The 23,234-nt window shown below is 48.6% G+C and carries 23 protein-coding genes; 11 read left to right on the top strand and 12 right to left on the bottom strand.

Going from position 1 to position 23,234, the window contains the following annotated elements:
- Positions 1-30 precede the first annotated feature (30 nt).
- From ispG to der, 5 genes are all read left to right on the top strand, one after another.
- A complete protein-coding gene (gene ispG / locus H5336_RS20940; RefSeq protein ID WP_185236403.1) occupies positions 31-1,143 on the top strand; it encodes a flavodoxin-dependent (E)-4-hydroxy-3-methylbut-2-enyl-diphosphate synthase in 1,113 nt (370 codons plus the stop codon).
- Positions 1,144-1,179: 36 nt separating this feature from the next.
- Complete coding sequence (gene hisS / locus H5336_RS20935; RefSeq protein WP_185236402.1) at positions 1,180-2,451, top strand: histidine--tRNA ligase; 1,272 nt, start codon at positions 1,180-1,182, stop codon at positions 2,449-2,451.
- A gap of 10 nt (positions 2,452-2,461) precedes the next feature.
- Positions 2,462-3,187, top strand: coding sequence for a YfgM family protein (locus tag H5336_RS20930; RefSeq protein WP_185236401.1), 726 nt, complete (start codon positions 2,462-2,464; stop codon positions 3,185-3,187).
- On the top strand, positions 3,187-4,359 hold the full coding sequence (gene bamB, locus H5336_RS20925) for an outer membrane protein assembly factor BamB (RefSeq protein WP_185236400.1): 1,173 nt from the start codon (positions 3,187-3,189) through the stop codon (positions 4,357-4,359). Before H5336_RS20930 ends, bamB begins: the two co-directional genes overlap by 1 nt.
- Before the next feature lie 87 nt (positions 4,360-4,446).
- A complete protein-coding gene (der, locus tag H5336_RS20920; RefSeq protein ID WP_185236399.1) occupies positions 4,447-5,841 on the top strand; it encodes a ribosome biogenesis GTPase Der in 1,395 nt (464 codons plus the stop codon).
- Between the two features lie 43 nt (positions 5,842-5,884).
- On the opposite strand, the gene H5336_RS20915 is transcribed toward der, so the two are convergent.
- Positions 5,885-6,322: a hypothetical protein gene (locus H5336_RS20915; protein WP_185236398.1), complete on the bottom strand. Its 438-nt coding sequence runs from the start codon at positions 6,320-6,322 to the stop codon at positions 5,885-5,887.
- A 95-nt stretch (positions 6,323-6,417) separates the two neighbouring features.
- On the opposite strand from H5336_RS20915, the gene H5336_RS20910 reads away from it, so the two are divergent.
- Entirely contained in the window at positions 6,418-7,260 is an 843-nt protein-coding gene (locus H5336_RS20910) for a sulfite exporter TauE/SafE family protein (protein WP_185236397.1), read from the top strand.
- A gap of 146 nt (positions 7,261-7,406) precedes the next feature.
- Here H5336_RS20910 and H5336_RS20905 read toward each other — a convergent pair whose 3' ends face one another.
- Positions 7,407-8,201, bottom strand: a complete 795-nt coding sequence (locus H5336_RS20905) for an ABC transporter ATP-binding protein (RefSeq protein WP_185236396.1) — start codon at positions 8,199-8,201, stop codon at positions 7,407-7,409.
- 291 nt (positions 8,202-8,492) lie between these two features.
- On the opposite strand from H5336_RS20905, the gene H5336_RS20900 reads away from it, so the two are divergent.
- Together H5336_RS20900 and H5336_RS20895 are read left to right on the top strand one after the other, a co-directional pair.
- A complete protein-coding gene (locus tag H5336_RS20900; RefSeq protein ID WP_185236395.1) occupies positions 8,493-9,296 on the top strand; it encodes a PhzF family protein in 804 nt (267 codons plus the stop codon).
- Positions 9,297-10,643 carry a hypothetical protein gene (locus H5336_RS20895; protein ID WP_185236394.1) on the top strand — a complete coding sequence of 449 codons (1,347 nt, stop codon included), beginning with the start codon at positions 9,297-9,299 and terminating at the stop codon, positions 10,641-10,643.
- Here the strand turns inward: H5336_RS20895 and xseA are convergent.
- Positions 10,635-12,002, bottom strand: coding sequence for an exodeoxyribonuclease VII large subunit (gene xseA, locus H5336_RS20890; RefSeq protein ID WP_246439461.1), 1,368 nt, complete (start codon positions 12,000-12,002; stop codon positions 10,635-10,637). The genes H5336_RS20895 and xseA overlap by 9 nt on opposite strands.
- Before the next feature lie 230 nt (positions 12,003-12,232).
- Here xseA and guaB point away from each other — a divergent pair, with 230 nt between their 5' ends.
- From guaB to H5336_RS20875, 3 genes are all read left to right on the top strand, one after another.
- On the top strand, positions 12,233-13,708 hold the full coding sequence (gene guaB, locus H5336_RS20885) for an IMP dehydrogenase (protein WP_185236393.1): 1,476 nt from the start codon (positions 12,233-12,235) through the stop codon (positions 13,706-13,708).
- A 77-nt stretch (positions 13,709-13,785) separates the two neighbouring features.
- Complete coding sequence (gene guaA, locus H5336_RS20880) at positions 13,786-15,363, top strand: glutamine-hydrolyzing GMP synthase (RefSeq protein ID WP_185236392.1); 1,578 nt, start codon at positions 13,786-13,788, stop codon at positions 15,361-15,363.
- Positions 15,364-15,626: 263 nt separating this feature from the next.
- Positions 15,627-15,863, top strand: coding sequence for a hypothetical protein (locus H5336_RS20875; RefSeq protein WP_185236391.1), 237 nt, complete (start codon positions 15,627-15,629; stop codon positions 15,861-15,863).
- A 78-nt stretch (positions 15,864-15,941) separates the two neighbouring features.
- Here the strand turns inward: H5336_RS20875 and H5336_RS20870 are convergent, their stop codons facing one another.
- The 9 genes from H5336_RS20870 to H5336_RS20830 all read right to left on the bottom strand — a co-directional run bounded on the left by H5336_RS20870 (position 15,942) and on the right by H5336_RS20830 (position 23,225).
- Positions 15,942-16,475 (bottom strand): hypothetical protein, encoded by a 534-nt coding sequence (locus H5336_RS20870; RefSeq protein ID WP_185236390.1) that lies wholly within the window; start codon positions 16,473-16,475, stop codon positions 15,942-15,944.
- 203 nt (positions 16,476-16,678) lie between these two features.
- On the bottom strand, positions 16,679-17,047 hold the full coding sequence (locus tag H5336_RS23940; protein WP_185236389.1) for a SirB2 family protein: 369 nt from the start codon (positions 17,045-17,047) through the stop codon (positions 16,679-16,681).
- A 24-nt stretch (positions 17,048-17,071) separates the two neighbouring features.
- On the bottom strand, positions 17,072-17,626 hold the full coding sequence (locus H5336_RS20860) for a DUF4202 domain-containing protein (protein WP_185236676.1): 555 nt from the start codon (positions 17,624-17,626) through the stop codon (positions 17,072-17,074).
- A gap of 53 nt (positions 17,627-17,679) precedes the next feature.
- On the bottom strand, positions 17,680-18,423 hold the full coding sequence (gene fnr / locus H5336_RS20855) for a fumarate/nitrate reduction transcriptional regulator Fnr (protein ID WP_185236388.1): 744 nt from the start codon (positions 18,421-18,423) through the stop codon (positions 17,680-17,682).
- Positions 18,424-18,508: 85 nt separating this feature from the next.
- Positions 18,509-19,351, bottom strand: coding sequence for a P-loop NTPase family protein (locus tag H5336_RS20850; protein ID WP_185236387.1), 843 nt, complete (start codon positions 19,349-19,351; stop codon positions 18,509-18,511).
- Between the two features lie 103 nt (positions 19,352-19,454).
- A complete protein-coding gene (locus H5336_RS20845; RefSeq protein WP_185236386.1) occupies positions 19,455-20,168 on the bottom strand; it encodes an NAD-dependent deacylase in 714 nt (237 codons plus the stop codon).
- A 17-nt stretch (positions 20,169-20,185) separates the two neighbouring features.
- Positions 20,186-21,019, bottom strand: coding sequence for a D-hexose-6-phosphate mutarotase (locus H5336_RS20840; RefSeq protein WP_185236385.1), 834 nt, complete (start codon positions 21,017-21,019; stop codon positions 20,186-20,188).
- Between the two features lie 15 nt (positions 21,020-21,034).
- On the bottom strand, positions 21,035-22,360 hold the full coding sequence (trhP, locus tag H5336_RS20835) for a prephenate-dependent tRNA uridine(34) hydroxylase TrhP (protein ID WP_185236384.1): 1,326 nt from the start codon (positions 22,358-22,360) through the stop codon (positions 21,035-21,037).
- 70 nt (positions 22,361-22,430) lie between these two features.
- Positions 22,431-23,225, bottom strand: a complete 795-nt coding sequence (locus H5336_RS20830; protein WP_185236383.1) for a glutaminyl-peptide cyclotransferase — start codon at positions 23,223-23,225, stop codon at positions 22,431-22,433.
- Between the last annotated feature and the right edge of the window lie 9 nt (positions 23,226-23,234).

The following is a 23,234-nucleotide window of genomic DNA, read 5'->3' as shown; positions in this document are numbered from 1 at the left end:
TTCAGAAGCAAATTCAAGCAGGTTTACCCCATGTTTTTTGAATCGCCCATTAAGCGGCGTAAGTCACGTCAGATCATGATCGGCAATGTCGCTGTTGGTGGTGACGCACCTATTAGTGTGCAGAGCATGACTAACACCGAGACCACCGATATTGCGGCCACTGTTGCCCAAATAAAACAAATTCAGGACGCTGGCGCTGATATTGTGCGTGTCTCAGTGCCAACGATGGATGCTGCCGAGGCGTTCGGCAAAATTCGCCAACAGGTAAGTGTACCGCTGGTTGCAGACATCCATTTCGACTACCGAATAGCGCTGAGAGTGGCCGATCTCGGTGTTGATTGCCTGCGCATCAACCCCGGTAATATTGGTCGAGAAAAGCGTATTCAGGCGGTGGTAGATAAGGCTCGAGATTTAAACATTCCCATCAGAATTGGTGTTAACGCCGGTTCTTTGGAAAAAGATCTACAGAAAAAGTACGGCGAACCAACGCCCGATGCCATGGTGGAGTCGGCACTGCGCCATGTGGATATTCTCGATAAGCTTAATTTTCACGATTTTAAAGTTAGCGTGAAGGCCTCCGATGTGTTTATGGCCGTTGCAGCCTACCGCAAGCTGGCGGCTCAGATTGAGCAGCCTTTGCATTTAGGCATTACCGAAGCGGGAGGATTGCGAGCCGGTACTGTTAAGTCTTCGGTTGGTTTGGGTATGCTGTTAATGGATGGCATTGGCGATACTATTCGCGTATCCCTTGCGGCAGACCCGGTAGAGGAAGTAAAGGTTGGGTGGGACATGCTCAAAAGTCTCAAACTGCGTAATAAAGGTATCAATTTTATTGCCTGCCCCAGTTGTTCTCGTCAGAACTTCGATGTCATTAAAACGATGAACGAGCTGGAAACCCGCCTCGAAGATATTAAGACGCCGCTTGATGTGGCGGTGATAGGGTGCGTTGTTAACGGCCCAGGAGAAGCGAAAGAAGCCGATATTGGACTTGCCGGCGGCACGCCAAAAAACCTGATATACGTGGCGGGTGAGCCAAGTGAAAAGCTGGAGCAGGGCAACCTTGTCGATAACTTGGAACGCTTAATCCGAAAGCGCGCAGCTGAAAAAGCTGAGCAGGACAAAGATTTAATCGCCAAGGCCTAGAGGGGCTGGCGTATTTAAAATGTATAGGGCCACACGTTGAAAAAGTTGCAAGCCATCAAGGGTATGAACGACCTTCTACCCACTGAGACGCCGTATTGGCAGTACCTAGAGTCGGTTGTTACCGAAGTTGTGCAGGGCTACGGCTATCAGGAAATTAGATTTCCAATATTGGAAAGCACAGAGTTATTCAAGCGTACCATTGGCGAAGTTACCGACATTGTTGAGAAGGAAATGTACACCTTCGATGACCGTAATGGTGAAAGTGTAACATTGCGCCCAGAGGGCACGGCCAGTTGTGTGCGGGCCAGCGAGCAAGCTCAACTACTTTATAATCGCGGTACTCTGGTGCAAAAGCTTTGGTACTCTGGGCCGATGTTCCGTTACGAAAAGCCGCAGAAGGGGCGGCTGCGGCAGTTTCATCAAATAGGCGTTGAGGCCTACGGTATTGCTAGCGCCGATGTCGATGCTGAAGTATTGATTTTGACGGCACGTCTTTGGCGCACTTTGGGGCTGGATTCGGCGGTATCGCTACAGATCAATAGCCTGGGTACAGCGGAATCTCGCGCCGAGTATAAGGCGGCTTTAGTGGCTTACCTCAACGAGCGAAAAGATCAGCTCGACGAAGACAGTCAGCGCCGATTGGGTACTAATCCTTTACGTATTCTTGACAGCAAGAATCAAAATACCCAGGCATTACTTGAAGGTGCCCCAGATTTATCTGATTTTCTTGATGACGAATCGAAGCAACATTTTTCGCAATTGCAGACCTACCTTACGGCAGCAGGTGTGACTTTCGAGGTTAATACCAGGCTGGTACGTGGACTGGACTATTACAGTCGGACCGTGTTTGAGTGGGTTACCGATAAACTCGGTGCTCAGGGAACAGTGTGTGCGGGTGGCCGTTATGACGGCCTAGTGTCACAAATGGGGGGGCAGCCAACGCCGGCGGTGGGCTTTGCCATGGGTATGGAGCGGCTGGTGCTGTTGTTGCAAGAATTGAATTTATTTCCAGAGGATCTTTCCCGTACGGTTGATGTCTATCTGGTGGCTGTGGGCGACGTGACGCTCCAGGCATTTCAGTTAGCCGAATACCTGCGAGAGCATGCCCCTTACCTTCGCGTTCAAATGAATTGTGGAGGCGGCAGCTTTAAAAGCCAAATGAAAAAGGCCGATAGAAGTGGGGCAGAGATAGCGCTCATTCTGGGTGAAGATGAAGCGCAAAGCGGTGAAGTTACCGTTAAATACTTGCGTGCGGATGAACCGCAGCAGACCATAAAACAAGAACAAATAACAGACATAATCGTTTAGGAGCAAACAAGTGGCTGAACACTTAACTGAAGAAGAGCAAGTCGAGGCGTTAAAGCGCTGGTGGAATGAAAATTGGTTGTCGATAGTGCTACCGGTTGCGCTGGTGTTGGTGGGGTACTTCGGCTGGAATGGTTGGAACAACCATCAACTCGCTGAGGCCCAGGTGGCTTCCGATAAGTTCGAAGGCTTGAGTGCAGCGGCAGAAGTTGAGCCCGGTGCGGCAATGTCTGCGGAGCAAAAATTAACGGTTTCAGAATTGGCGCAAGCATTGGTGGCCGAGCACGATGACACCCTTTACGCTGATATGGCCAACTTGCTTCTGGCTAAGTTGCACGTAGAAGATAATCAGTTGGACGAAGCTGTGGCTCGCCTGGAGATGGTTGTTGACAATGGTGCTAACGAATCGATAAGCCAACTGGCAAAAGCGCGCCTTGCGCGTGTAGTGTCTGCACAAGGTGATAATGAAGCGGCTTTGGCTCTGGTGAGCTCTGCTTCTAGTCAAGCTTACAAAGCGCTTTTTGCAGAAATACGCGGTGATATTTATCTTGCCCAAGGCGATGAGGGTGCTGCGCACACCGCCTATGCTGACGCGCTTCGCGCGCTGCCAGCATCAGAGTTTAATCGCACCAGTTTCATTCAGCTGAAGCAGGACTCGGTTGCTAAGCCAGAGGTAGCCTCCCCAGAGCAATCGCCTGTGGAAGAAGCTGCCGCAGGTGATGCGGAGGGCGATGCCTGATGTTGAGGTATTTGCTTCCAATAGCTGTTTTCATCAGCTTATTAGGCTGTAGCAGTAAGAACGAGAAAGAGCTGGATCTGGAAGCAGTGGATTTGGTTAAGTTTGAAGCGTCAGTCAAGCTAAATCGAATTTGGAGCCGCAAAGCCGGCTCCGGCCAAGATAATCGCTACACCCGTTTTTCAGTAGCCTTAGATGGGCAAGGGAACATATACACCGCTGGCTATAAAGGCGATGTTCAGTCTTTCGAGGCGAATACGGGGAAAAAAGGTTGGTCCATCAATACCGATGAACCAATTTCTGGCGGTGTGGGTGTTGACACAAATACCGTATATTTTGGTACCTACAACGGCACTGTGCATGCCCTAGACAGCCGTAGTGGCGAGCAGTTGTGGCAGGTCGAAATCAGTAGTGAAGTGTTGTCGGCACCGGTCAGTAACGGTGATCTCGTTGTTGCCACTACTATCGATGGTCGCGTGTTTGCGCTAGATACTAAAACCGGTGAACAGCGCTGGTCTTACGACCACGCTTTACCGGTGTTGACGGTGCGTGGTACGGCATCTGCTGTGGTAACCGCCAGTCAGGTTATTGTCGCGTTTGATAATGGTCAGGTGCTCAGTCTTTCGGCCAGTGATGGTTCTACTCAGTGGGAGTTCCGTGTTGCGCGCCCTCAAGGACGTACGGAGTTAGACCGAATTGTCGATATTGACGGTACACCCATTATCGATGGCGGCTACCTTTATGCTGGAAGCTTCCAGGGTAATGTTGCTGCAGTAAGCCGAGGCTCCGGGCGCGTTATGTGGACCAAAGCTGCGTCAACCAGCTATTCCATGGCCGCTGCCCAAGGTAAAGTATTTGTTAGCACTGAAGACTCTCGTATTCAGGCCTTTAATGCTATTACCGGTGAGCTGGAGTGGGAAAATTTTGAGCTAAAACGCCGTAATACCAGTGGACCCGTAGTGTTTGACTCTTTCCTAGCGGTTACCGATGGCTATGGTTATGTTCACGTGCTTAATCAGAGTGATGGCAAATTTGCTGCCCGTTTTAAAATGCCTGGTGGTAAGCAAAGGAGTCGTGGCATGCCAAGAATTCCCCTATTGAGCGATGGTGAAATTCTGTATACCTACGCTGATGGCGGCAAATTGAGTGCCTACACTGTAAAAACTGAAGAGTAATTTACGGTAGAGTAAGTGCGGAGAACCCTGCCAGATTATTCTCGGCGGGGTTTTTCCTTTTTAGAGAGTACGTTCAAGAGAACCGTAATGATTCCAACTATCGCCCTAGTGGGCCGTCCGAATGTGGGTAAATCCACGCTATTTAATCGCTTGACCAAAACGCGTGATGCTATTGTCGCTAACTTTTCGGGCCTGACTCGCGACCGTAAATACGGTGATGCCGTGCACGGGGATAAGCGTTTTATTGTGGTGGATACCGGAGGGATCAGTGGCGACGAAGACGGCATCGATAGCTATATGGCCGAGCAATCGCTGCAGGCAATGGAGGAGTCGGATATCGTACTCTTCATGGTCGATTGCCGTGACGGTATAACCCTTGCGGACCAACAAATTGCCGAGCATCTGCGTAGTTTGTCTAAGCCTGCTTTTGTGATCGCCAACAAAGTGGACGGGCTGAACCCAGATGTTGCTACCGCGCCATTTTACGAAATGGGCTTGGGCGAGATAATCAGTATTGCCGCTGCCCATGGTCGCGGCATCAACAATATGCTCGATTGTGTGTTGGCGGGCGTTGACGAGGTTCAAGAATTAGAGGACGAAGAACATAAGCGCGGCATAAAAATGGCGATTGTTGGCCGGCCCAATGTGGGCAAATCGACGCTCGTTAACCGTATGCTTGGAGAAGAGCGGGTTATTGTTTTTGATTTGCCTGGTACCACCCGAGACAGTATTTATATTGACTACGAGCGTGACGGTAAGCCCTACACCATTATCGATACGGCGGGTGTGCGTCGGCGTAAAAACGTTAAATTGACCGTAGAGAAATTTTCCATCGTCAAAACCTTGCAAGCGATGGGTGATTCCAATGTGGTTGTTTTGGTAATGGATGCACAAGAAGGCGTTGTTGACCAAGATCTTCATTTGATGGGTCACGCAATTGACAGTGGCCGCGCGTTGGTTGTAGCGCTAAATAAATGGGATGGATTGGAAGAAGACCATAAGGCCCACATCAAACGAGAGTTGGAGCGTAGGTTGCGTTTCGTCGAATTTGCGGACCTGCATTTTATTTCTGCTTTACACGGTACGGGTGTAGGTAATCTCTATAAATCCGTGGAAAAAGCCTATAAAGCGGCAACCGAGAAATATTCTACAAACTTCTTAACGCGAATTCTGGAACAGATAGTATTAGCTCACCAGCCGCCTTTGGTTCGAGGACGGAGGATTAAGTTACGCTACGCGCATGCTGGGGGGCACAACCCACCGGTGATCGTTATTCACGGTAACCAAACCAACGAAGTGCCCAAACACTACGTACGGTATTTGGAAAAAGCCTATCGAAAAGCGTTGGATCTAACTGGCACGCCGGTAAAAATTGAATTCAGATCCAGTGAAAACCCCTTCGCCGGAAGGAAAAACAAGCTCACCGACCGACAGCATACCAGCAAGAGCCGGTTGATGAAGCATGTAAAAAAGAAGAAGTAGAACAGCGGGTTTCGATCAACGTATAATCAATAAGGCGAAGAGTTTATTCGCCTTTACAGGCCCAACCCCAAGACTGTAATTTTTCTACGAATTCTGCTGCTTTTTGTTCACAGTAGCCCTCCAGATTTTGCGCGCTCCATAGCGTATTCACTTCATCTGGAGCTTCGTTATCTTTGTAATAAGTGACATCACAGGGCACGGACGTGTCAGTTGAGTAAATGATTTCTACTCGGCGAACAAGCCCTTGAAGTGAGCAACTGTATTTTGACGGGGAGGTGCTCGTGGGTGTGGTTGTTTTTGCTACAGCAGTCTCTGCGGTAGCCGTTTTTTCTACCGTCGCTTCCATAGCCTCAGTCGTCGCATCCATGGCTTCAGCTGTGTTTTCGTCGGTGGCGTGGTGGGCTGCAAATGCGCTTGTAGCGCAAAAAACGGATGCAGCGGCAAAGCTTGCTAGCATTTTCCAAGTAGACTCTAATTTCATGTGTAAGACTCCTTTGTCGTTAAGCACTAGAGTTTATTACCGAAACCGGCTTGCCGCCATTAAATTTGTCTAATTCTGCGCGCCAATAACCACTGATGATCGAATCTATCTACCTGTTAATATTGTTAACCTGCGCGACAGGTGTGCTGTCGGGATTCCTAGCGGGAATGTTTGGTATTGGTGGCGGTATTGTTGTTGTGCCCGCCTTGTATTTTCTTTTTCAGTATTTCGGTGCCAGTGGCCAAACGGCCACCTCTATGGCTGTAGCCACATCGTTGATGTGCATAATACCAACGTCTCTATCATCACTTCGATCGCACTATAAGCTGGGCAATCTTGATGGTCTGCACTTGCTCAGGTGGTCTCCTGCGCTTGTATTGGGCGCCCTAAGTGGTGTTTTGCTGCTGTACCAAGTAGATGAATGGTGGCTTCGGTTTATGTTTTCGCTTTTAGTGGTGTTTGTAGCCTTGACGTTAATTTTTAGAACGATGACATCTGGCATGGGGCGCACCACCGATGAGGCCAGCGCTTGGCCAGCTGTTCGAAAGGTGTTGATTTACCCCGTGGTGTACGGCATCGCTTGTTTGTCATCGATGGCTGGAGTGGGTGGTGGCGCTTTAGGCGGGCCACTGCTAATTGCTTGGGGGTACTCAGCCCATCGCGCGATTGGCACGGCCGGTGGGTTTGGCTTGCTGATTTCTGCGCCTGCTGTAGCGTTGATCTTGATTTCGGGTGAAACCAGAGTGGATGCTCCAGCCCTCAGTTATTCGCTAATTAATTTCCCCGCGTTTTTTGCGATTGCGGTTTGTTCTGTTATGGCTGCGCCATTTGGTGCCAAAATCGGTAAGCGCCTATCAAGCCATTTACTTGGAATTTTACTGGCGCTGCTGCTTTTGCTTATTGGTATTAAAATGGGCTTGAGCCTGTTGGCGCCTTAATCTCTGTAGGGCGCTATTCTGGCAAGATGGGGCAGCCAAGTTACGTTGTGTTACCTGGCTTTAATTTGCTGGTCAGTATTAATGATCGGCTATCAGTCAAGGGGCTGCAATCTGTTGCAGAGGTTCAATAGCGTCCGTGCACGCAGCTAAGCGGGGAACGCTTGATAAAAACCACCACTTTGTTTTAGTTGAATCTGTATGTCAAAAAGTTCGCTGATTTTTGCGTCAGTCAAGAGTTTATCTTTTTTACCATCGGCAGCTATAGCGCCATTTTTTAACAGCACTAGTCGTTCAACTTCAGGAATGATTTCGTGTATATGGTGAGTAACAACGATTAATGTTGTGCCATTTTGTGTTAATTCACGCATATCCTCAATAACCTGAAAGCTGGCTTTCATATCAAGGCCGCTTGTAGGTTCGTCGAATATTAACACTTTGGGTTTATGTATTAGCGCGCGTGCGAGCAGTAGGCGCCTCTGCTGGCCAGTGGAGAGTTGAAGGTACTGCCTGTTGGCCAGGTGCACTAGATCTAAGTTGTTGAGCACCTTGTCGGCTTGGTTCTCCATTGCTTGCGTGACAATGTTGTGTTCATGCAAGCCAATGGAACCAAAAAAAGCCGATATCACCACGTCTTTACCTGTTGCCAATGCGCGATAGTCATTCTGGAAATCCTGAGAAACAATGCCAATTTTTTTTCGTAGATCCCAAATTGTGATGCGGTCCTCACTGAATAGGTGGCAATAACTGTTACTCGCAACCACAGGGAGAACCTCGCGGGTAATAAGTTTCAATAATGTGGATTTGCCCGATCCATTCGGGCCGAGTATGGCCGTGTTTTCTCCGGTTTTTAAACAAAGGCTTAGCGAGGAGAAAACCTTATGCATACCCCGGAATACCGTTGCATTATGAATTCTAATGATGTTTTCGTGTGTAGGTTTCATACGTAGTTAGCAGTTGATCCGTAACGCAAGTCATTGGGTAGGGCTGTTGGGTGAAAGTGTTTTGGTCCGCTTATGATAAAGATTTTGGTGCCAATGTGGAAGTTTACAGTTTATTAGCCTTTGTTAACGTAATTCCGAATGACTATGGAGTTTGTGTTTTCAAAAACAAAACAATTTATCAATAAGGCATATTCAAAATTTCCCCTAAATTCGCTGTGCTAAGCTCAAATGAGCACACTCTCTTTGAGTTTTTGTGATTCCTTGCTATGTTTTTGTCACTAGCGGTGTTTTGTGGGCGCAAATAACAATTTATTTATCGTTAAGGCATTTGCCAGTCAGTTCTTTACTGGTAACCCGGCAGCTGTATGTGTGCTTGACCAGCTCCTGCCCGATATGCAGCTCCAGCAAATTGCGCGGGAGCTAAATCAGCCGATTACGTCTTTTGTTGTTCGCGAAAAAAATGGCATATATCAACTAAGGCATTTTGGCCCAAAAAATCCAGTGGAAATCTGTGGCCATGGAACGGTGGCTGCCGCTCACGTGGTTAGAGAGTCTCTAGGGCACAAGTCGAATAGTATTCAGTTTTGCCTCGGTCGTTTTCGGATAAGGGTAGGTATTATTAATGATGCCTTCGAGCTTGAAATGCCGAACTTTCTCTGCAAGCCAATTAACGACGTTCCCTGCGTTACAAAATTCCTTGGTGTGAACGCTTTCCAGATGTATAAAAGTTTTTACGACGTGATCGCAGAGTTTCCTTCTGAGTATGCGGTGCGTGCCCTCAAGCCGGATTTTTCTGTGCCGCTTGTAGAGTCTATTCGCGCGTTATTGGTTACAGCGCCCGGCGCCAATTCAGATTATTGTTACCGTGTTTTTGCGCCGTCTATTGGGGTGAATGAAGACTATTTTTGTGGCTCTGCAAACGGTGCTTTAGGGCCGTTATGGAATTACAAACTGAAGAAATCTGAGTTGTTGGGATATTCGGTTTCCGAGCGAGGTGGCCCCGTGCCCTGTTTTGTCGATGGCCATTCTGTTCGAATTTTGGGTAAGGCGCTTACTTGGTTTTCGGGCAATATTGAAATGGAGGCCTGTGCCTAAATGCATTTAAATAAACAGTGGGATATAAACGATAACAGTCTTTTTTTTGATAAATTGAAAGAAAGAAATCCATTGCTAGCCGCACATTTTGGTGAATGGCAAAACAGAACGCTCGGTGAATATTCAAATCAGATATGGGAAGGTTCGCCGTTGGGGAGTGAAAATAGGGTGTCGCCGGGTTTTATGGGGGCAATCGAGCGGATATGCCATAAACGTTTTGGGATGCATGTTGATATTCGCACGCAGCTGCATAATCAGCCTGTTGTGCTTAGTGCTCACCACACGGCTCCGTTGTTTCATCCAATTGCTATTCAGGCGCTGCTAGCCGCAGTAGCAGGAAGTCGCTCGCCTGATGTAGTGCCGGTGCTATGCACCGATTGGATTCCAATGGATAACTTGTTTTACCCTCGCGGAATATTGATACCGGGAAAGGAGCATACCCACTGTATAAACTTGTTTGGGAAAAGTGCCCGAAAACGTGTGGTGTCGGGTATGGAGCCATTTTCGATTGAAGAGTATGAAAAAGTATTGGAAGGAATTGAAAAGATTTCAGGTTCAGGCGATATGGATGCCGAGCACTTTGTGCGTTCAATTGAGCTTGTATCTAAGTTTTACGGTGATGATGGTGTGCTTGCGCAGGGAAGTTATGGAGAGCAATGTGCGCTTATTAACTACAAAATGTGTAAAGAAATCTTACCTGAAAAAGAATTTGTATTTATCAATATCAGTGAGCTGGCAACTGAATTATTAATCGCACAATTGCAGGATGAGCAATCAATTATTTACCAACTGCTTTTTAATCCGCTGGTGACGGAATCATTTATACGTCAATTAGACGAGGTGGGTGGTTGCTGGAGTTTGGTGAGGCAGCAGGGTTCGGTGTTGTTCTGGTCGGTAGAGGCGCAACGTATGCAGCCGTTTACAATTTATAATGCGGGGGAGTTGCTGGGTAAAAACGCCTCTCTTACTTTGACGCCAGATAAGGTTATTGGAGCACTTGAAAGCGGGGCGATTATTCCGGGTATGGCATTGGTTTTTTCGCAATTAATGTTTGCTGAGGGCGTAACTTGCGTAGGCGGAATGCGCCAAATTGTATACAACACCGCAATTCGCAAAGCCTGTGCCGAATCCCTTCGCCCGCTGAGGCCGGAAATATACGACGAGATTTTAGACCATCCTGTAGACATGATAGTGGCGGGGTTATTCCCTTTGGTGTCGTCGAAAGGGCTGCCATTGGATATTGCTAGGCTAATATGCCGAGGCGATTTGGGTCTGGATAAGCTCGGTGATAAAGCCTTAATGCAAGTAGTGTTAGATGCTCAAGCTGAACTGCTAGCCCTAAGTTAACGTTTTTACGTTTACCTGTAATGTTCCTTCACTTAGTAATATCTCTAGCTCTTCACCGGGCGAGGCTTGTTTTGCATTGCGAATAATATTCCCGCTCTTATCTCGCGTTATGGCATATCCGCGTTTTAGGGTGTTTAGCGGGCTAATAATGTCGAGCTTGTCAGCGGCTTTAGCCAGTGCAGACCGCTTATCCGTAACGGCATGGGTCAGTGCGCGTTTTAAACGATTTTCTAACTCTTTCGCTTGGGCGGTGCGCAGGGCGAGAGTTGTTGCCGGGTTGTGAAGTTTGAGTTGCGATTGCTCGCGGTTAAGTGAACTTTTTTTGTTGTTTAGCTGAGAGCGTATTGCCCCGCTAATGCGCAGCTCAAGCTGGTCGAGGCGTTGGGACCACACTTGTAGACGGTGCCCTGGGTGGCGTAAAAGTTGTCGGGCATGATTCAAGCGAAGCTTTTGGTTTTGTATGCCGATACGTACGCTAGCCTGCAATCTAAGGCTTATGCTGTTAAATGCCTGGCGAATTTCAGTGGCGTCTGGGCTCAATAATTCTGCCGCTGCGGAGGGTGTTGCTGCGCGCTGGTCTGCAACAAAATCAGCGATAGTAAAATCTATTTCATGGCCAACAGCGCTCATTACCGGGGTGCGTGCCTGGGCGATAGTGCGTGCGAGTTTTTCGCTATTAAAACACCAAAGGTCCTCAATTGAGCCACCACCGCGACAAAGTAAAATCACATCAAATATTTCCTGCTGATCGGCGAGCGTCACCGCTTGGCAAAGCTGGTCGATAGCGCCGTCTCCCTGTACAAGCGAGGGTATGATTGTTATCGGGGTAGCCGCAAAGCGGCGTTGAAGAACAGATATCACATCGCGCACTGCGGCGCCGGTGGGCGAGGTAACGACGGCAATATGCTTTGGCACCGCAGGGATGGGTTTTTTGGCGGTTGCCTCAAATAACCCCTCGGCTTCAAGTTTTTGCTTTAGCTCCTGAAACCGCTTTTGCAGAATACCAAAACCCGCTTCTTCGAGATGTTCAATAATCAGCTGATATTCGCCGCGACCCTCATAAAGACTGACGCGCGCGCGTAGTTGCACTTGGTCGCCTGACTTAGGCGTTGTTTTCAGCAGGCTGTTTCGATTGCGAAACATCGCACAGCGCACTTGGGCTTTGTCGTCTTTTAGGGTGAAATACCAATGCCCAGAGGAGGGGCGGGTAAAATTGGATATTTCACCTTCCACCCAAATCAGTGGCAGGTGAATTTCTAATAATTGCTTAGCCTTTCTGTTGAGATCGGTTACCGAAAACACCTGTCGGCCGCTATGGCTGGAAGAGGGGGTATTTGGGGTGAATTCCATATTGGTCATAGCGCGTGCACGGCGTAGAGGCTAGAGGGGCGCTTATGATGTCCACCCGCGGGGGCGAAGTAAAGGGGATGCCGCCAAATTTTCGTCATTCTAAGCTAAGTCTTTGTTTACCCACTGCTTTATCAGCTTTATAATGCCCGGTTTTATCCCATGTCTATACTACTGGCTAAGCCTTTTCCTGTTCGCGGGGAGTTAAGGCGTTACACCCTATTCCTGAGGTTGTTATTTCTATGTTAAGGATTGCTCAAGAAGCGCTGACTTTCGATGATGTTCTGTTGGTTCCCGGTTACTCTGCTGTTACCGCCAAGGATGTCAGTTTGAAAACACGGTTAACCCGGCGTATCTCGCTTAACATTCCGCTGCTTTCTGCGGCGATGGATACCGTGACGGAGTCTTCGTTGGCGATCGCGCTCGCGCAAGAAGGCGGTATTGGCATCATCCATAAAAGCATGACCATTAAGAAGCAGGCAGCTGAAGTTCTGGCGGTGAAAAAATTTGAAGCCGGCGTGGTGCGCGACCCGATAACCATTGATGATTCGGCAACCATTAGCGAATTGATAGCGTTGACCCGAAAGCACCGTATTTCGGGTGTTCCTGTTTTACGAAACGGTGATCTAGTGGGCATTGTGACGGGCAGAGACGTTCGTTTTGAGACCAATCTGGAGGCCACTGTTGCCAGTATCATGACCCCTAAAGAAAAGCTGGTAACGGTAAAAGAAGGGTCCAGTGCAACCGAAGTTCAGGCATTGTTGCACAAGCATCGAATTGAAAAAATTCTAGTGGTTAATGATGACTTCGATCTGTGTGGTTTAATCACAGTTAAAGACATCAATAAAGCCGAAAACTACCCAAACGCCTGTAAAGATGAAGATGGCCGGTTGCGGGTGGGCGCTTCGGTTGGCACCAGTCCAGACACCGATAATCGAGTCGCTGCGCTAGTTGATGCCGGTGTTGATGTACTTGTTGTTGATACGGCCCATGGCCACTCTAAAAATGTGATTGATCGCGTTAGGCTCATAAAAGAACAGTACCCCAAAGTTGAAGTTATCGGCGGTAATATTGCAACGCCCGAAGCCGCGCTGGCGCTGATAGAAGCCGGTGCAGATGCCGTTAAAGTGGGTATTGGCCCTGGGTCAATTTGTACTACACGTATTGTTACCGGGGTGGGTGTTCCTCAGATTTCAGCCATTGCCAATGTTGCGGCTGCGCTGAAAGACTCGGGTGTGCCGCTTATTGCCGATGGCGGTATTCGCTATTCCGGTGATGTTGCCAAAGCGCTAGTAGCGGGTGCTCACGCCATTATGATGGGGTCAATGTTCGCAGGTACCGAAGAGGCGCCGGGCGAGGTGGAGCTTTATCAAGGGCGTACCTATAAGTCGTATCGTGGTATGGGCTCTTTGGGGGCCATGTCAAAAAACCAGGGTTCTTCAGACCGTTATTTTCAGGATTCTAGTCAAGGTATGGAAAAGCTGGTACCCGAGGGTATTGAGGGGCGTGTTCCCTACAAAGGCCCGCTATCGGCGATTGTCCATCAGTTGATGGGGGGTGTGCGCGCAGCAATGGGTTATACCGGTTCTGTCGATATTGAAGTGATGAGAACCAAACCGCAGTTTGTTCGGGTAACCTCAGCGGGTATGGGTGAAAGCCATGTTCATGATGTGAGCATTACCAAAGAGGCGCCGAATTACCCTGTCTCTGGCCGCTAAACGGTCAAAATGAGTTTATTGGGCCCGCTTTAAGAGTGGGCCCAACTTTTTTATAGCCTGTAAATGTTGAGTAATTCATGAGCCAAGATATTCACTCCCAACGCATTCTTATTCTCGATTTTGGGTCTCAGTACACCCAGCTAATTGCACGGCGTGTGCGTGAGATAGGGGTTTATTCGGAAATTCGTGCTTTTGATATGCCCGAAGAAGATATTAGAGTATTTGCGCCCAAAGCTATTATTCTCGCTGGAGGGCCCGAGTCTGTGACCGAAGGCGAATCGCCGCGAGCTCCGGGGCTGGTCTTTGAGTTGGGTGTGCCGGTGTTGGGAATTTGCTATGGGATGCAAACCATGGCCGAGCAATTAGGTGGTGAAGTGGAAGGCTCCAGTGTGCGTGAATTTGGTTATGCACAGATTAAGGTTGAAGCAGAAAACAGCCTCTTTCATGACATTAAAGACCATGTAGATCAGGGCGGAGAAGCGCTGCTGGATGTGTGGATGAGCCATGGTGATAAAGTCAGCAAGATGCCTGAGGGTTTCTCTTTGATTGCTTCTACAGACAGCTGCGCAATCGCCGGAATGGCCTGTGAAGAGAAGCGCATGTACGGTATTCAGTTTCACCCCGAAGTGACGCACACCTTGCAGGGCCAGCGGATTTTCGAACATTTTGTGCTTGAGCTGGCTGGCTGTGCCCCTCTGTGGACAGCCGCAAATATTGTAGAAGATGCTATTGCTAGAGTTAAGCAGCAAGTGGGTTCTGGTAAGGTGCTGTTAGGGTTATCTGGAGGTGTTGATTCTTCGGTTGTAGCGGCTTTGCTTCACCGAGCGATAGGTGATCAGCTCACATGTGTATTTGTCGATAATGGTCTACTTCGCAAGAATGAAGGTGACCAGGTTATGGATATGTTCGCTAAAAATATGGGCGTCAAAGTTATCCGTGCCGATGCCGAAGAGTTGTTTTTGGGTAAGCTAAAGTCCATCGCCGATCCGGAACAAAAACGGAAAGCAATTGGCAATACCTTTATTGAGGTCTTTGACGCTGAAGCCGCAAAGATACAAGATGTACGCTGGCTCGCCCAGGGAACTATTTACCCTGACGTCATTGAGTCTGCCGCGGCTAAAACAGGTAAAGCGCATGTCATAAAAAGCCACCACAATGTTGGTGGTTTACCCGATGATATGGAGATGGAGCTGGTTGAACCACTGCGTGAGTTGTTTAAGGACGAAGTAAGGAAAATAGGGTTAGAGTTAGGACTTCCCTACGACATGGTTTACAGGCACCCATTTCCCGGGCCGGGTTTAGGCGTAAGAATTTTGGGTGAAGTAAACAAAGGCTATGCCGATATTTTACGAGAAGCCGATGCCATATTCATTGAAGAACTCCATGAGTCTGGTTGGTACCAAAAAACCAGTCAGGCATTTGCGGTTTTTCTGCCTGTTAAGTCCGTAGGGGTGGTAGGAGACGGGCGTCGGTACGAGTGGGTAATTGCCTTGCGTGCTGTTGAAACGGTCGATTTTATGACGGCTCGATGGGCTCACTTGCCTTATGAGTTATTAGAAAAAGTTTCTGGTCGAATTATTAATGAGATATCGGGCGTATCACGTGTAACCTATGATATTTCCAGTAAGCCGCCAGCCACCATTGAGTGGGAGTAGCTAGACTATTTAGAATTACATTAGAGCAAGTTGGTACCATAGTATGAAAACAGGGGCGCTAGATAAATTTTGCTGGCACTTTAAGCCGTATTTATATAAGGTTCGCCTGTTTTCGCGCCATTCTCTAGGGAGTAGATAGTAAGTAAGTAGGTGCAAAGGCACGGTATAGGATGTATTTTGTTGAGGCAGGCGTTAGTGATAACAGGGAATTGCCAATCTCGACAAGCTTTATAATTGGAAGCGGTTAGTTAGAGGAATTAAAAATGGATTTTGATGCTTGGAATGTCGACCTGGATAGCCTTTCGGCTTTTCATGTGACGGGTTTTAGAATTTCAATTGAGGGTAGCCCCCTTCAGCCGCTTGGTGTATCGCCGAGCCACTTCCCCGAAGGGATGTCGGCTGTAGAGCAGGCTCGATTGCTTCGGTGTGGGATGAAAGCGATTAAAGACGCTGCTCTCGCAGTGAAAAGTGAGCTGAAACAACAGGTTTTACACTCCTGATGTAAGCTACCCATCAAAAAAAGGCGCCTAAATAGGGCGCCTTTTTTATTGTGTGGTAAATGCACTGTGGGTGGTGTTTTAGCGGGTTACATAGCGCCCTTTAAGCAGCATGATGTTCTTGTGGTCGTCTACTGCCGTAAATAGGGTCTCAAAGTGTCCGTTTAGAACCACACTGGAATCTTGGCCTAAAGATGAAGAGTAGGTCACCCCTGCGATTAAATCGCCAAGTTCCTTGGTTACGCTGTCCATTGCTTTGAAAATTTTCTTTGTGGTTTTGTTGTCTTCAAAAATTCTGCCTTTACCGGTTAGCTGCATGTAGGTATCACATTCTACTAGCCAAGCTTTACGCTGCACCATGTAGTTCTTGATGTTGCGTATGCCGCCTTTGTAGCGGGTGTCGAAGTGCTTGCTGCGGTATTTGTCCAGGCTCTCCATCGAGGAGGTCATGAAGTCCATGCGCGTATCTTCACAAAACTTCCAGGACATATAGCCTGGGAATTGCACGTTTTTTTCAGCTTCTGCTTTATCCTTTGCGCATTTCTCGTCACATCCATAGGCTGAAGATGCTAATACCGTCAGTGCGAGGGTAAAGATCATTGCCAAGTATTTCATTCTAGGTCACCAGTTTTTCTAGCCAGAGTTTTTAGTAAATTTGTATGGTGTTTGAGGTTATTAAAGTGGCCTATATAACTAATGTCAACCCTTTGTGATCTAGGCCCTTGTCATAAAGGCTATAAGCAGGGTCGAAAAGGGTAATAGGTGCCAACTCTTTATGTATGAGAAATGAGTCACAGCGTACGTGTGATGGGGGTTTGCTAGAAGTGAGGCTTAGAAACGGCTAAAAATATAATAGATGAATAAGTAATAAATGAAACGCCTAAGAGAGCAAAACGGTATAGGCTATTTGAGGTCTGTTTTAAGGTCATAAACCCTAGTAGAATATACAGAATTATCAGCCCTAATTTGGCTGTTAGCCAATAAAAGCCGGTAAACGGGTAGCCCATGCTGAACGCCATCAGCAACCCTGTGGCAAATAGCGCTGTGTCGTTGATGTGGGGAAGAACCTTGATGGCCTTCCGCTGAAGCAGGTCGGGGCGAGAGGTGAGCCAGATGACACGGATGACGAACCCCGCCAAACTAAATATCGCAAACCAGACATGGAAATGTTTTACAGCGCTTATCACAATTTTTATTAACCGGGTAGGTTCTCAGGCGAGAGCTTTAGCCACAAGGGCTTGGAGGGTGTCGGGAAGCTGAATCTTTAGTGCCGCGCTATGGCCAGTTTCGGACATTTTGGCCCACGTCTTCTGAATAATATCAATCAGCTTGGGCTCATCGTGCTTACCGGCGAAACCAGCGAGATAATGTTTGAGAAATACCAAGCATATAACATCTTCGAGGGCCTGGGTTTCTGGGTCTCTTTTTATCTGCCGTTTTTGGATAAGGTAGCGAACACGCTGCTGTTCCTCATGGTTGTACCCAGCCTGAGCCATTAGCTCGGTCGCTCGGTCGGCATGAAACACGGATAATTGTGAGCGCCACTTTTTATAACCTGTGCGCCCCTCGGGGAAGTTTGTGCGCGGTGATTTCCAGCGTTCTATATGCTGGGCTCTCGCGGCTATTCTAAGGTTTTCAGATGCTTCAGGGTTAAATTCGCCGAGCATTCGGGACATGCGTTGCCCGTATAGTAACTCTTTCGGGGCAGGTGAGCCGGTATCTGGGCAAAGCTCAATGTTGGGATCTACAGCGTTAGCCTCGTCTATGAGTGTGACGACAAGGCTGAGCCGGGAGGGTTATCGCTCATTGGGAATGTGATCTAGTCGAAAGCGACAGAGGCGATGTTTTTCAATGCATCCATATCGTCGATGATAACGTGCTTTTTATCCAGAATAATCACTTCTTGTTTATGTAGCCGGCTAAGTACTCTGCTCACCGTTTCGATCGTTAGGCCTAGGTAGTTGCCTATATCGGAGCGGGACATTGGCAGGTAGAACTCTTTTGCCGATAGTCCGCGGTTGTGGTTACGGGTAGAGATGCTCATCAATAGTGCTGCAATACGTTCGTCAGCACTGTTTTTACTTAACAGTGTGATCAATTGTTGCTCTTGAGTGATTTCTTTACTCATAAGCTGAAAGAAGCGGCGCTGAAGGTGAGGTACCTGTGTGCTCAACTCTTCCAGGCGGGTGAAAGGTATTTCACACACCGCAGAGGTTTCCAGGGCAATGGCCGAGTTAGTGTGATGGTTGGAGGCTAGTCCGTCCATACCAATGATCTCGCCAGGAAGATAAAAGCCGGTGACTTGCTCTTGGCCGTCGTGCGTTACTTTTACCGTTTTAATGGCTCCGGAGCGCAGGGCGTAGACCGAGCGGAAGGCTTCACCTGCGTGGTAGACATGGTCTGATTTTTGTACAGGTCGACCGCGCTGAATGATGTCGTCTAGCTTACTAATGTCTTCTACATGAAGGCTAATAGGCAAGCAAATTCCAGCCAGACGGCAGTCTGCACAATTTACCTGAGGGTTTTGGTGACATTGATGACTGGCGATGGTTTGCGGAGGCATAGTTAAATCCACGACAAAGGCTGATATGGCGCTACATTATATAGGAAAATGTCGCCGGCCGTCGTGCTAGATTAGATAAATACCGTTAGATACTGAGAGGGCCTGGGTTCACCGGTAGATGGCCCGACTCTAGGGCGCTCAGATATCGTTGCGGACTACAAAAGTTTTGTAACACTAAACTTTGTAGTCGACTCGTGCCTTCGAGGCCCATATAGATACAATCTTCTTCAAGTTCTTCTTCGCCGTCGAAGATCATGGCACCTTTGCTCTGTATCTCCCTGTTCAGTAGTTTTGGGTGTAAACCAATGTAGATATAGTCTGGCGCAACCTTCTGTTGTACATCTTTTACGTGGTCGCGAAGATCATCTAGGCAATCGGCATCGTGGATTTGGATGCCAATACCCGAAAACGAGTACTGGCGTATAAGTTTCACCAGCGATTCCAGCCGTGGAATGTCCACCAAATCGTCTCGACTAAGAACGATGTGGTAATGGTTGAAGCCGAGCCCTTTAAGCAGCGCGACGTGTTCATTGTTGATTTCACTGATTTTTGTGGCAACCCGGTGGCACCGTTGTGTGGATTCCGATAAACAAAAGTGGGACGCCAAAGCGTGCATTACTTCAGTGAGTTCATAGGGCTGCCAGTATTGAAACGGGTAGCAAAGCATAAGGGTGTCAACATTGCGCTGGCCAATGGCTTCTGCCCACGCGTGAATTTCCCGGCAAAGGGTGTTGCCTGTGGAGGTAATATTGTTGTTTTGCTTTACCCATGCGAAGGCATTGCCATCAATACAAATGTTAATTGGGCGAGCGGGCTGACGACGAAAGTTTTCGAGTAGCCGAGTGGCTTCGAATTCCGTAATTTTGGTCTGCCGGCGTTGCATCGTTGGATGCTCTGCGATGTTAGTGGTGTGTTCATTGTTGTGCATGAGGCCAGTCTAGTTCTTGCTTGTTTTGCTGCTTTGATGGAAATCAACGGTAGGGGAAGGAGGATTAAGGTTATTGAGTGGGTTGCAGTACAAATCAAACAGCTTAGGCGGTGTGGAAGAAATTGGGCAGCACATCCGAGGCAAGGCCGAGGGAACAGTAATCGAAAAAACCACTATTGGCTGAAGCTTCGAGGTTGAGTTCAACGGTGATTGCGCCATTGGTTTTTGCCAATCGTAAAAACCCGGCGGCGGGATAGACTGTGCCCGACGTACCTATGGAAACGAAAAGGTCACAGCGCGAGAGCGCTGGTTCAATAAGTTCTAACTGCTGCGGCATTTCTCCAAACCACACGATGTCTGGTCGCATGGCGCCAATCCCGCCGCAATGACGGCATATAGACTGGCAGGTTAAGTCGCCTTCAATATCAACCGAGTGTTCGCAAAGGCCGCATCGTGCCCTTAGTAATTCTCCGTGCAGGTGGTGTGGGTTCTTTGAGCCTGCTTGCTCGTGCAGGTTGTCTACGTTTTGGGTGACGAGAAGGAAGTTACCCTCAAATGTTGATTCAAAATTCGCGAGTGCAAAATGTGCTTTATTGGCTTTGGCGGACTGAAGTAATGTGTGGCGGCGGGAATTGTAAAAGGCGTGTACCAATTTAGGGTTTTTTGTGAAGGCTTCGGGAGTAGCGAGTTCTTCGACTCGGTACTCCCTCCAAAGACCGTTGTTATCACGAAAAGTGCGCAATCCCGATTCGGCAGAAACGCCTGCGCCCGTCAAAACAACAATGTTTTTAAAATGACGAGGATCGGGTAAGTTCATTACGTTTGCGCTGGCTGTTATGAGATTGAGATTACCTGGCCAATGGTGAGTTTTTCTCCGGGCGGCAGGGAGACATCTGCGGTATTGGCTACTTCGAAACACAGGTATTCTTTTTCGCCGCCGGGGTGAATATCAGCTATTCCGCCAGCATCTTTACCTGGGTTCCAGAGCACCCAGTTTTGAGAGCCCGTTTTTTCAATGGCGATGGTTCTATCGTAGCCGGAGTCAACGAGTGTGGCGGCCTTATCATTAAGGTAGACCCTATCAATAGGCCCGCAGTGGTCGCGCGAACCGGTATCGATCTGCTGGCTAAGCTGCTCAACTTTGTCGTGGTAAATACTGTTTTCCAGTTGTGGAATCGCAATATTGTCTGGACTACTCACGCGAAAATAATTGTGCAGCGCGTATGCAAAGCATTGGGGAGCTTCCGAGGTGTTTTCGAAGGTTAGTGTTTGCTCTAGGGTTGCGCCGAATCGGAGTAGCATGCTGACTTTTTTCGGGAAGGGCCCGCTACCCATCGAGGAGTCTAAAGTAATGCTCAATTGCAAGGTGGTGGTGTCTGCGCTTTCTTGATAATGGTCTAACTGCCATAACTGGCTTCGCACGATACCGTGTTTTTCTTGGCCTTCTTTTTCTCCAAACCAAGGCCAGCAAATGGGAACACCTCCGCGCAGCGCCGTGACCCCATCGAAGGCGGAGTTTTCGCTCATCCACAAAACCGGTTTTTGTCCCGAGGGTTGCCAGTGAAGAATATGGCCGCCAAATAGCGTGACTTCAGCGCTGCAGGCAGCGTTATCAATTCGGATGACATCCAATTCGCCGCGGCGAAATATCTCGGGTGATTCTGACATTGTATTTATTTCCAGTTAAATGTGACGCATGAGCATGGCATAGCCACCGGATTCGTTTAGGTCCAATCCGGGCGCTTGTATTTTTACAACGTGGCCAGAGCCTGGGGCAACGTCGATAGCGGCACCCTTGTTGTTTTCAAGTGCATCAATCGAAAATGAAAGGTTACCCTGAGGCGTAATGAGCTCTACGCTATTGCCGGTTTCAAATTTGTTTTTTACATCCACCGTGAGCCAGCCCGATGCTTTATCGTAGGCCGTCGCTTCAGCGACAAACTGCTGGGCGCTGTTATTCGACACACCTTTTTCGTAGTTCTGGTACTCGCTGGGCACATGGCGGCGGTAAAAGCCTTCTGTATACCCTCGATTGGCCAGATGTTCCAGCTCATTCATCAGCTGCATGTCAAAAGCTTGACCTGCCTCAGCTGCGTCGATAGCGCGCCGGTATATCTGTGCCGTACGTGCTACGTAATAGTGCGATTTAGTGCGCCCCTCAATTTTAAGAGAGCGCACGCCCATGTTGACTAAGCGTTCTACATGTTGCACCGCGCGAAGGTCTTTGGAATTCATGATATAGGTGCCATGCTCATCTTCATAGGCGGGCATATATTCGCCAGGGCGATGCTTTTCCTGCAACAGAACAGGGCTTACTTCGTCGAGTTCAGGAGACCAGCTTTTAGGCGTATCTGACTCTACTGCAATGAGGTCGCCAAGGTCGTTTTCCTTTGCTTCGTGTGCGTTATATTCCCAGCGACAGGAATTGGTGCACGCGCCTTGGTTGGAGTCTCTGTGGGTCATGTAGCCGGACAATAAACAGCGGCCCGAATAGGCGATACAGAGAGCGCCGTGTACGAAGACTTCCAGCTCCACTTCAGGTGCCTGTTGACGAATTTCTTCGATTTCGTCAATCGACAGTTCCCGTGAAAGAATGACCCGCTCTATACCCTGCTTAGCCCAAAATTTAACGGTAGCGTAGTTAACGGCATTGGCCTGAACACTCAGGTGTATGGGTTGGTCTGGCCAGGTCTCGCGCACCATCATAATCAATCCTGGGTCGGACATGATCAGAGCGTCCGGTTTCATCGCAATGACCGGCTCTAGATCGCGGAGGTAGGAGCGCACTTTGTCGTTATGGGGTGACAGGTTACTGGCGAGATAAAACTGTTTGCCCTGCTGGTGTGCTTCTTCAATGGCGGAGGCCAGGTTTTCGATTTTGTTAAATTCGTTGTTGCGAACACGGAGGCTGTAGCGCGGTTGGCCTGCATAGACCGCATCGGCCCCGTACGCAAAGGCGTAACGCATGCTCTTCAGTGTACCGGCGGGGGACAAAAGTTCGGTGGTCATAAATTGTACTCAACTATTAGCAGGGCGCATTGTACGGTTTAGAAGGCGGGATACAAGGTTGGTGTGGGAATTAGGGTATATCCACAAGATAGCGAACAGGCCAATTTTTACCCGTAACCCAGAAAGCATCGGCTTGCGGGTCGTAGGCGATGCCGTTTAATACCTTGTCAGTGCGAACGCGCAGCTCAGCTGGCACCAGTTCCGATAGGTCTATGGCTTGGGCTTTACCGGTGGCCGGATCGATGGACCATATTGTGTTACTACGCCATTGGTTCGCCCATAGGCGCTGGTGGGCATATTCCAGCTCGTTAAGCTGGAGCACAGGTTTGCCGCTTACTGTATCGGTAACCGCTATTTTGGACAAAGGCTTGAATGAAGCCGGATCTCGGCGGGTGATCTGTTGGGAGCCATCGCTGGTGTAGAGGAAGGCGTTGTCGTGTGTAATACCCCAGCCTTCGCCTTTGTATCTAAGGGTTTTTTTCACCGAGAGAGAGGTTGGGTCTAACACGAACAATACGCCAGCGCGCCAGGTGAGTAGGTAGAGCTGATGATTGAAAAGCGTCAGGCCTTCGGCAAAGATTTCGGGCGACAAATTGTGATGCTTAAGGGTTTCACCGGTTTCGGCAGTGTAAATACGGATAAAGGACTTACCGTAAAGGCCACTGCTTTCAATCAGGGTCTTGTTGTTGCTGATCAGCCCTTGGGTGAAAATCGCAGTATCGTGCGGGAGCGTTTTTAGAACCGTGTAGGCGGGTTTTTGCTCAATTTCATCCTGGCCTAAGCTCGCGGCTGTTGATGAAGATACCGTAAAAGCCAGTAAGCACTGAAGTGTTGCGCGCTTCAAAGCGTAGAAATTGTAGGTCATGGGAGTAGG

It is taken from the genome of Teredinibacter franksiae, assembly GCF_014218805.1.
GTDB lineage: Bacteria > Pseudomonadota > Gammaproteobacteria > Pseudomonadales > Cellvibrionaceae > Teredinibacter > Teredinibacter franksiae.
The sequence above is the reverse complement of the archived record's forward strand: the minus strand, read 5'-3'. Positions and strand labels throughout refer to the sequence as shown.